At 70.5% G+C, this 9216-nt stretch carries 5 protein-coding genes; 4 read left to right on the top strand and 1 reads right to left on the bottom strand.

Annotation, left to right across the window (positions count from 1 at the left end; genetic code table 11):
• Window positions 1-151: 151 nt before the first annotated feature.
• Complete coding sequence (locus ACWBNA_RS19895) at window positions 152-952, bottom strand: DUF2218 domain-containing protein (protein WP_482705767.1); 801 nt, start codon at window positions 950-952, stop codon at window positions 152-154.
• Window positions 953-1098: 146 nt separating this feature from the next.
• On the opposite strand from ACWBNA_RS19895, the gene ACWBNA_RS19890 reads away from it, so the two are divergent.
• The 4 genes from ACWBNA_RS19890 (at window position 1099) to ACWBNA_RS19875 (ending at window position 9200) form a co-directional block, all read left to right on the top strand.
• Complete coding sequence (locus ACWBNA_RS19890; RefSeq protein ID WP_482705766.1) at window positions 1099-1776, top strand: TetR family transcriptional regulator; 678 nt, start codon at window positions 1099-1101, stop codon at window positions 1774-1776.
• Between the two features lie 580 nt (window positions 1777-2356).
• Window positions 2357-2896, top strand: a complete 540-nt coding sequence (locus ACWBNA_RS19885) for a DUF4396 domain-containing protein (RefSeq protein WP_482705765.1) — start codon at window positions 2357-2359, stop codon at window positions 2894-2896.
• A gap of 191 nt (window positions 2897-3087) precedes the next feature.
• On the top strand, window positions 3088-3783 hold the full coding sequence (locus ACWBNA_RS19880; RefSeq protein WP_482705764.1) for a LuxR C-terminal-related transcriptional regulator: 696 nt from the start codon (window positions 3088-3090) through the stop codon (window positions 3781-3783).
• Window positions 3784-3983: 200 nt separating this feature from the next.
• Complete coding sequence (locus ACWBNA_RS19875) at window positions 3984-9200, top strand: family 43 glycosylhydrolase (RefSeq protein ID WP_482705763.1); 5217 nt, start codon at window positions 3984-3986, stop codon at window positions 9198-9200.
• The last annotated feature ends 16 nt before the right edge of the window (window positions 9201-9216 follow it).

Below are 9216 nucleotides of genomic sequence, written 5' to 3'. Positions count from 1 at the left end.
CGTCCGGGCTCCGCGGCGTTCACGCCGGCGCCCGCACGACCGCACGCCGACGACGGCAGGAGGACGTGGAAGACCGGCCACCGTGTCGGGAAGCCGGCCCCGGGCGCTCACGACTGTCGGCGCCCAGCACGTCCTGGCCGCCACCCGCTGTTCAGCGGCCCTTCGAGGCTCGGCCGTGACGGACGGCGAAGCCGCCCAGGAGCGTGACCTTCAGCACGACGGCGGCCAGAAGGCCGCCGACGGCCCAGCCGGTCCACCGCCAGTTGGACAGGAGGACACCGCCGAGTCCCACGTGGACGGCGAGGACGAGGACGACGACGGCCACGAGGCCCGTCACCTTGAGGTGCCCTCGGCTCGCCACGGCGCCTCGTTCCGGCGCCGTGGCGCGACCGAGGGCAGCTGCGGCTCGGGGAGCTTCGGCGGGAGGTTCGGCCTGTTGCCAGTTCACCCGCAGTCCGTCGCGCCGGCCGAACCGCTCGACGTGCCCGGCGACCAGATCCTGCNCGCGCCGCCCCCGGGCGGGTCGGCCCGGGCCGGGCCCGCGACCGAGGGCAGCTGCGGCTCGGGGAGCTTCGGCGGGAGGTTCGGCCTGTTGCCAGTTCACCCGCAGTCCGTCGCGCCGGCCGAACCGCTCGACGTGCCCGGCGACCAGATCCTGCAGCCGCCGCAGGTCGTCCTCCTGGTCGGCCTCGACGCGCAGCATCAGCGCACCCGGGCCGGTCCGCAGGGCGATCTGCCCCCAGGGCAGGTCGACTTGACCCTCGGTGTCGGACCACTCGACCCGTGCCTGCTCGGCCACCGCCCGCATGTCACGGAGCGCCTGCCCGTCACCCCCCGAGTGGGAGTGGAGCCGGTGGCCGAGGTGCCGGCCCTTGGTGGAGAAGTGCTTGCAGAGCTGGATGAGGTACCGGCTGGGTCGTCCGGTCTCGACGCGGGCTTCGGCGGTTGGCATGGCGTTCCTTTTCGTTCGGCCCGGCGGGGCGGGTGTCGCCCGGTGCGTGCGCTGTCCAAGAGGGCCTGACGGCCTCAGCTTTATCGAGACACAGTGTCTCTGTCAATGCACAGTGTCGCCATGCCGCCGGACCGTATGCTGAGGCGGTGCCCAAGCTGTGGAACGAGACGATCGACGCGCACCGCGCCGCCGTGCGCACCGCGGTCCTGGAAACCACCGCGGCACTGGTCGCCGAGCACGGACTGACGGCGGTGACGATGTCCCGGATCGCCAAGGACTCCGGCATCGGCCGCGCGACGCTGTACAAGTACTTTCCGGACGTCGAGTCGATCCTGCTCGCCTGGCACGAGCGGCAGATCGGCCATCACCTCGACCACTTGGCCGAGGTCCGCGACCGAGCCGAGGGGCCCGGAGAGCGCCTGGAAGCCGTGCTGAGGGCGTTCGCCGTCATCTCCCGGGCGGCCCGCGGACACCACGACGGCGACCTGGCGGCGTTCCTGCACCGCGACCGGCAGATCACCCAGGCGCAGCAGCGGCTCCACGGCATGGTGGAAGGCCTGCTGGCCGACGCGGCGAAGACCGGCGACGTCCGCGACGACATCGCGCCCGGCGAACTCGCGAGCTACTGCCTGCACGCCCTCACCGCGGCCGGCGACCTGCCCTCCGAGGCCGCGGTGCACCGCCTCGTCACCGTCACGCTGACCGGTGTGCGGCCCAGTGCCGCCGGCCCATCGGGAGGCCCCCGACAGCCCGCCGGCGCGGCACAGCCGCCGCACCACCGTGGCCACCGCCCCGCTCACGGCCCGCACACGCCCCGGCCGTAAGCGGCGCCGGCACGCGCCGATGTGGCATCCGACGCACCTGCACGGCCACACCTTTCACCTCGGCACCACGGGCACGCGGAAGGACCACGGCGAGGCCGGGATGATGGCGCCCATGACCGACGAGGCCTGTGCCGCGGCCCCCTGTCCCCTGTCCCACGAGGCCTGAGCCGCGGTCCCCTGCCCCCTGTTCCCCTGCCCCCGGGCCCTGCTCCCGGTTCCAAGCAGGCCTCGACGCTCCCGCAGTCGTTGTTGAGGACGAGGCAGCTGCCCCTTCCCGTGCTCCGTGGCGACCGGCCTCGGCGCCCTCCGCCTCCCGTCCGGTCGGCCGGACCGGCAACCGTGCCGTCGCCGTGGCGGCACGGCGAGCACCGCCGTCGGCTCCGTACCGCGGACTCGACCGTGCGCGACGGCGGCGTGTACGCGGGACTGCCGCGCCCCGCCCCGGGACCGGTCAACACCTTCGCACTGAGGCAGCGACCGAGGCGTCACTCCCTTGAGGGAATACCCCCTGGGGGTATATGGTTGGTGACCGTAAGCCCAGAAGACGGGCCACACCGGACCGGAAATGGGGAAGAAGGTCATGGACCACACCGCTCACGAGACCGGCACCGCGCACCACCACGCCGCCCACGAGAGCCACCGCGGTCACGCCGGCCACGGTCACGCCGACCACGGCTCGCCGGGCGGAGCGTCCTGGGCAATGGCCGCAAAGGCGACCCTGCACTGCCTTACCGGCTGCGCCATCGGCGAGATCCTCGGCATGGTCATCGGCACCGCCCTGATGTGGGGCAACGTGCCCACCATGGTTCTGGCGATCGCGCTCGCGTTCCTCTTCGGCTACTCCTTCACGCTGTTCGCCGTCCGCCGGGCCGGCCTGGACCTCAGGACGGCGATCAAGGTCGCGCTCGCCGCCGACACCGTCTCCATCGCCGTGATGGAGTTGGTCGACAACGGCATCATCGCCCTCACCCCCGGCGCGATGGACGCCCACCTTTCCGACGGACTGTTCTGGTCGGCCCTGCTGGGCGGCTTCGCGGTCGCCTTCCTGATCACCACGCCGGTCAACAAGTGGATGATCGGCCGCGGCAAGGGTCACGCGGTCGTCCACGCCTACCACTGAACGCTCGTGGATCGCGCTCGGGACGCCCCTGCACCGCGGGGCGCCCCGAAAGCGCGGCCTGACGGAGTCCACTGGCTCCCGAAATGTGACCCACGCCACAACAGAAACGCCGCCGTTTCGATAGAGGTCAGGACTAGCCTTTCCATGTGAACGAAACCGTTTCGTTCAGACGTGAGAGGGGCACACCCGGCATGACTTCCGTACTCGTGGTCAACGATCAGGCGCTGCAGCGCCTCGGCTTCCGGATGCTCCTGGCGGCCCAGCCCGACCTGACGGTCGTCGGTGAGGCGTCCGGTGGTTTCGAGGCGGTCCGCATGAGCGCCGAACTGCGCCCCGACGTCGTCCTGATGGACGCCCGCGTCCCCGAGAGCGGCGGCATCGAGGCCATCCGCCGCATCACCCGGCCCCCCACCCTGGCCGGCCCGTCCGATGCCGTCGCAGCCGTGCGGAACCCGCCGCAGGTTCTGGCCCTGACCAGCGCGGGCCTCGACAGGCAGGCCCAGGCGGCCCTACGCGCGGGAGCCCGCGGGTTCCTCCTCGAGGACGCCACCCCGGACGAACTGACCGCGGCCGTCCGCATCGTCGCCACCGGGTACGCCGTCATCACCCCGGGCCTGACCCGCGCGCTCATCGACGCCGTACGTCAACAACGCCCCTCCCGTCCCACCGAGCGGGAGGCCGGACTCGACCGGCTCACCGGACGCGAACGCGACGTGCTGATCGCCGTCGCCTCCGGCTGGTCCAACACGGAGATCGCCGCGCGGCTGTCGATCGCCCCGACCACGGTGAAGTCCCACGTCAGCAACATCCTCGGCAAGATCGGCGCCCGCGCCCGGGTCCAGGCCGTGGTGTTCGCCTACGAGTCCGGCCTGGTGCGGCCGGCCTGACACCGATCCGCTTCCGGCCCAGAGCGTCCAACGGTCTCTCCCCACGGGGACGTTCGGCCTGTCGGACATTGTTCGAAACCTCTTGACGCTGCCCCACACCCCGATTGACACTCTCGCAACACGACGTCACACAGCCGAAACAGCGGGGCGCCCCTGGCCGAGGCCCCTTCGTCAACCGTGTCTCAGCAGGGGAACTCCACATGACGCACATCGCACGACTGCGCGCCCGCGCGAGACGTTGGGCGGGCCCTCTCGCCGGGCTCACCGCCGCGTCACTGCTGCTGGGACTCGCGGGTCCCGCCGGCCCCGCTCAGGCGGCACCGACCGCCGGCGCCGCCGAGATCACCGACGGCCTCGCCCTCTGGTACCCGCTCGACGCCGCCTCGGGCTCCACCGCCACCGACGCCTCCGGCCACGGCCGGACGGGCACGGTCAACGGCTCCGCCGGCTGGTCGCCCTCCGGTCAGGGACTCGCCTTCAACGGGTCCGACACCTACATCAAGGTGCCGGACGACGTCATGAAGGGCATGAACGCGATCACCGTCTCGATGGACGTGCGGATCGACTCCGCCCAGAGCACCCCGTACTTCCTCTACGGCTTCGGCAACACCAGCGGCGGCAACGGCAACGGCTACCTGTTCACCACCGGCAACTCCTTCCGCACCTCCATCGCCACCGGCAACTGGTCGACGGAGCAGACCACCAGGCCCGCCGACTCCCACAACCTGACCCGCGCCGTGTGGAAGCACGTCACCTACACGCAGACCGGCAGCACCGGCGTCCTCTACGAGGACGGCGTCGAGGTGGCCCGCAACACCTCGGTCACCATCACCCCCGGCGCCATCGGGTCCGGCAGCACCACCGCCAACTACATCGGCAAGTCCGTGTACTCCGGCGACAAACTGTTCAAGGGCCGGATCCGCGACTTCCGGATGTACGACCGGGCGCTCGCCGGTACCGAGGTCGAGCAACTCGCCCTCCCGGTGGCCACCCAGGGCGTCACCGACGACAAGGCCGCCCTCACCCTCGGCGACACCACCGCGGTCACCGCCGACCTCGACCTGCCGAAGACCGGCCCCGCCGGCGGCTCCTCGGTCAGCTGGGCGAGCGACAACACTGCAGTCGTGTCCGAGACCGGCAAGGTGACCCGCCCCGCCGCCGGCCAGCCGGACGGCCACGCCACGCTCACGGCGACCCTCAAGAAGGGCACCGTCACCGACACCAGGTCCTTCGACGTCACGGTCCTCGCCTCCTTCGACGACGAGACCGCCACCCGGCAGGCCGCCGAGGCACTGACCGTCCACAACCTCGACGACGTGCGTGGCAACCTCACCCTCCCCGCGGACGGCACCTACGGCACCCACGTCACCTGGACCTCCGCGCGGCCGGACGTGGTCGCCGCCGACGGCACGGTCCACCGCCCCGCGCACGGCGACGGCGCCACCACCGTCGACCTGACCGCGACCGTCACCAAGGGCGAGGCGAAGACCACCCGCACCCTCACCGCCAAGGTCCCCGAACTCCCCGCGAAGCAGGCCCTCAAGGGCTACATGTTCAGCTACTTCACCGGCGAAGGCACCTCCGACGGCGAGCAGCTCTACGCCGCCCTCAGCAAGGGCAACGACCCCCTGAAGTGGCGGGAGTTGAACGACGGCAAGCCGGTCCTGACCTCCACGCTCGGCGAGAAGGGCCTGCGCGACCCGTTCATCATCCGCTCCCCCGAGGGCGACAAGTTCTACCAGATCGCCACCGACCTCAGGATCTACGGCAACGGCGACTGGGACGCCTCCCAGCGCACCGGCAGCAAGTCGATCATGGTGTGGGAGTCCACCGACCTCGTGCACTGGACCGACCAGCGCCTGGTGAAGGTCTCCCCCGACAGCGCGGGCAACACCTGGGCGCCCGAGGCGTTCTACGACGCGCAGCGCGGCGAGTACGTCGTCTTCTGGGCCTCGAAGCTGTACGACAACGAGGCGCACTCCGGCGACACGTACAACCGCATGATGTACGCGACGACCCGCGACTTCCACACCTTCAGCGAGCCCAAGGTGTGGATCGACCGCGGCTACTCGGTCATCGACTCCACGGTGATCCAGCACGACGGCACGTACTTCCGTCTGTCGAAGGACGAGCGGAACAACACCTCCTCGACGCCCAACAGCAAGTTCATCTTCGAGGAGAAGAGCGACTCGCTCCTGAACACGTCCTGGACCGCGGTAGCCGAGGGCATCGGCAAGGGCGCGATGAACGCCGCCGAAGGTCCGTTGGTGTTCAAGTCCAACACCGAGGAGAAGTGGTACGCGTTCCTCGACGAGTTCGGTGGCCGCGGCTATCTGCCCTTCGAGACGACGGACCTCGCCTCCGGCGCCTGGACCCCCTCCACCGGCTACGACCTGCCCGCCAAGCCGCGCCACGGCACCGTGCTCCCGGTCACCCAGGCCGAGTACGACCGCCTGCTGCGCGCCTACCAGCCCGACCAGCTCGTCGAGAGCGTCGAGGACACCGCGGTGAAGACGCGGATCGGTGAAGCGCCGGTCCTGCCGGCCACCGTGATCGCGAAGTACGCCGACGGCGTCGAGCGTCCCGTCTCCGTGGACTGGGCGGCCGTACCGGAATCCGCGTACGCACAGGCCGGCACCTTCACGGTGACGGGCACCCTGCCCGAGGGAATCACCCTGAACGCCGAGGTCACGGTCTCCGCCGAAGGCCCCGACGTACCCGCCGACCTGCTCCTGGACTACGGCTTCGACGAGACCGGCGGGAACATCGCCCGCGACTCCAGCGGCCACGGTTACCACGGCACGTACGTGCGCACGCCCGACTTCGGGACCGGCGTGGACGGCGGCTCGTTCAAGATGTCCGGCGGTACGAGCAGCTCCACCACCTCGCCGTACGTCAGGATTCCCAACGGCGTCCTGAAGAACGCCGACAGCGTGACCGTCTCCACCCACGTCAAGTGGAAGGGCGGGGACAACTTCCAGTGGCTCTTCGGCCTGGGCCCGGACAACAACAAGTACCTCTTCGCCTCCCCCTCCAACGGCGGCGGCAAGCTCTTCTCGGCGATCACGAAGGCCACCTGGTCGGGCGAGAAGCAGATGACGGCGGGCTCACCGCTCACCGCCGGCAAGTGGCAGCACGTGACCGTCACCGTGAACAGCGCGACCGAGACGGCGGTCCTCTACGTGGACGGCATCGAGGCGGCCCGGGCCACCGGGGTCACCATCAAGCCGTCCGAGCTCTACGACTCCTCCAAGGGCTACTCCGGCTACATCGGCAAGTCCCTGTACTCCCCCGACCCCTACTTCGGCGGCGAGGTCGACGACTTCCGGATCTACAACCGGGCCCTGTCGCCGACCGAGGTCCTGGAGCTGAGCGGCAACACCACGGGCATCGCCGCGGCGACCCACCCCGCGCTGAAGACCGACGCGATCGTCGACGACGCGGACAGCAGGATCACCCTCCCGCTGGCCGAGGGCAGCGATCTCACGGCCCTGGCACCGGAGTTCGCCCTCGCCCACGGCGCGTCCATCAGCCCGGCCTCCGGCACGCTGCACGACTTCACCGAGCCGGTGACGTACGAGGTGACCGGCTCGGACGGCGCCAAGCGCACCTGGACGGTCACGGCACTGGTGATGAAGAGCCCGGTCCTGCCGGGGCTCAACGCCGACCCGAACATCGTCAGGTTCGGCGACACCTTCTACCTGTACCCGACCACCGACGGCTTCCCGGGCTGGAGCGGCACGCAGTTCAAGGCGTACTCCTCCACCGACCTGGTCCACTGGAAGGACCACGGCGTCATCCTCGACCTGGGACCTGACGTCAGCTGGGCGGACAGCCGGGCCTGGGCGCCGACGATGGCCGAGAAGAACGGGAAGTACTACTTCTACTTCAGCGCCGACGCCAACATCGGCGTCGCGGTCTCCGACTCGCCCACCGGCCCGTTCAAGGATCCGCTCGGCCGGCCGCTGCTCAAGGCGGGCCAGCTGACCGGCCAGATGATCGACCCGGCGGTCTTCACCGACGACGACGGCACGTCGTACCTCTACTTCGGCAACGGCCGCGCCTACGTGGTCCCGCTGAACGACGACATGACGTCCCTCGACGCCACGAAGATCAAGAACATCACCCCGAGCGGCTACAACGAGGGCTCCTTCGTCGTCAAGCGCAAGGGCACCTACTACTTCATGTGGTCGGAGAACGACACCCGCGACGAGAACTACCGCGTCGCCTACGCCACCGGCCCCTCCCCCACCGGCCCCTGGACCAAGCGCGGCATCATCCTGGAGAAGGACCTCTCGCTCGGCATCAAGGGCCCCGGCCATCACTCGGTGGTCCACGTCCCCGGCACCGACGACTGGTACATCGCCTACCACCGCTTCGCCATCCCCGGCGGTGACGGCACCCACCGCGAAACCACCATCGACAAGCTGGAGTTCGACGCGGACGGCCTGATCAAGAAGGTCGTCCCGACCCTGACGAGCATCGACCCGGTGACCGTCGTCCACGCGGGCCCCGACGCCGACGGCACCGAGGGCGACGCGATCCGGATCGACGGCACCGTCTCGGGTGCGGGCGGCCCGAAGTGGACGGTCCAGCAGGGCGCGCCCTGCACGTTCGCGGACGCCGGGGCGGCCCGTACCACGATCACCTGCACGGACAACGGCACCTACGAGGTCGCCCTCACCGGCGGCCGCAGCAGCGACACGGCCACCGTCACCGTCGCCAACGCGGCACCGGCGATCACCTCCGCCCAGGGCCCGAAGTCACCCGTCGCGGCGGGCAGTCGCACGGTCGTCACCACCACGTTCGGTGACCCCGGTACGGGTGACACCCACACCTGCGCGGTCGACTGGAAGGACGGCACCGAGCCGACGGCAGGCACCGTCACCGCCTCCGGTTGCACGGCCGCCCACACCTACGCCTCGGCGGGCATCCGCCGGCCCGAGGTCACGGTGACCGACGACGACGGCGGGTCGGACCGTACGACCCTGCCCGAGCTGGTCGTCTACGACCGCGGCGCCGGCCCCGCGTCCGGAGTCGGTGTCATGACCTCGCCGGCGGGCGCCTACCCGGCCGGGCCCGCGCTGACCGGCCTTGCCGCCTTCTCCTTCGCCGCCGACTACAAGAAGGGCGCCACCGTCCCGTCCGGGACGGCGACCTTCGACTTCGGCGCCGCCCGGCTGAAGTTCCGCTCCACCGGCTCCGACTGGCTGGTGGTCACCGGAACCCGAGCCGTTTACCAGGGATCCGGGACGGTGGGCGGTACGGCTGGCTACGGTTTCCGTATCACCGCCACCGACGGCCCGGACACCTTCCGGATCGAGATCTGGAAGAAGTCCACCGGTGCCGTGGTGTACGACAACACCACGGCGGCGAAGGCCATCGGCGTCGTCACCGTCGCAGGCCGCCGACTGTAAGCCGACCAGGGGAGGC

Source organism: Streptomyces sp. Q2 (assembly GCF_056820935.1).
Note: the sequence above shows the minus strand (reverse complement) of the source record. Positions and strands in the feature narration are given on the sequence as shown.

Excerpts from the sequence above, each read along its gene's own strand:
- ACWBNA_RS19885 (WP_482705765.1), top strand. The coding sequence starts at position 2,357 with ATGGACCACACCGCTCACGAGACCGGCACCGCGCACCACCACGCCGCC.
- ACWBNA_RS19880 (WP_482705764.1), top strand. The coding sequence starts at position 3,088 with ATGACTTCCGTACTCGTGGTCAACGATCAGGCGCTGCAGCGCCTCGGC.
- ACWBNA_RS19875 (WP_482705763.1), top strand. The coding sequence starts at position 3,984 with ATGACGCACATCGCACGACTGCGCGCCCGCGCGAGACGTTGGGCGGGC.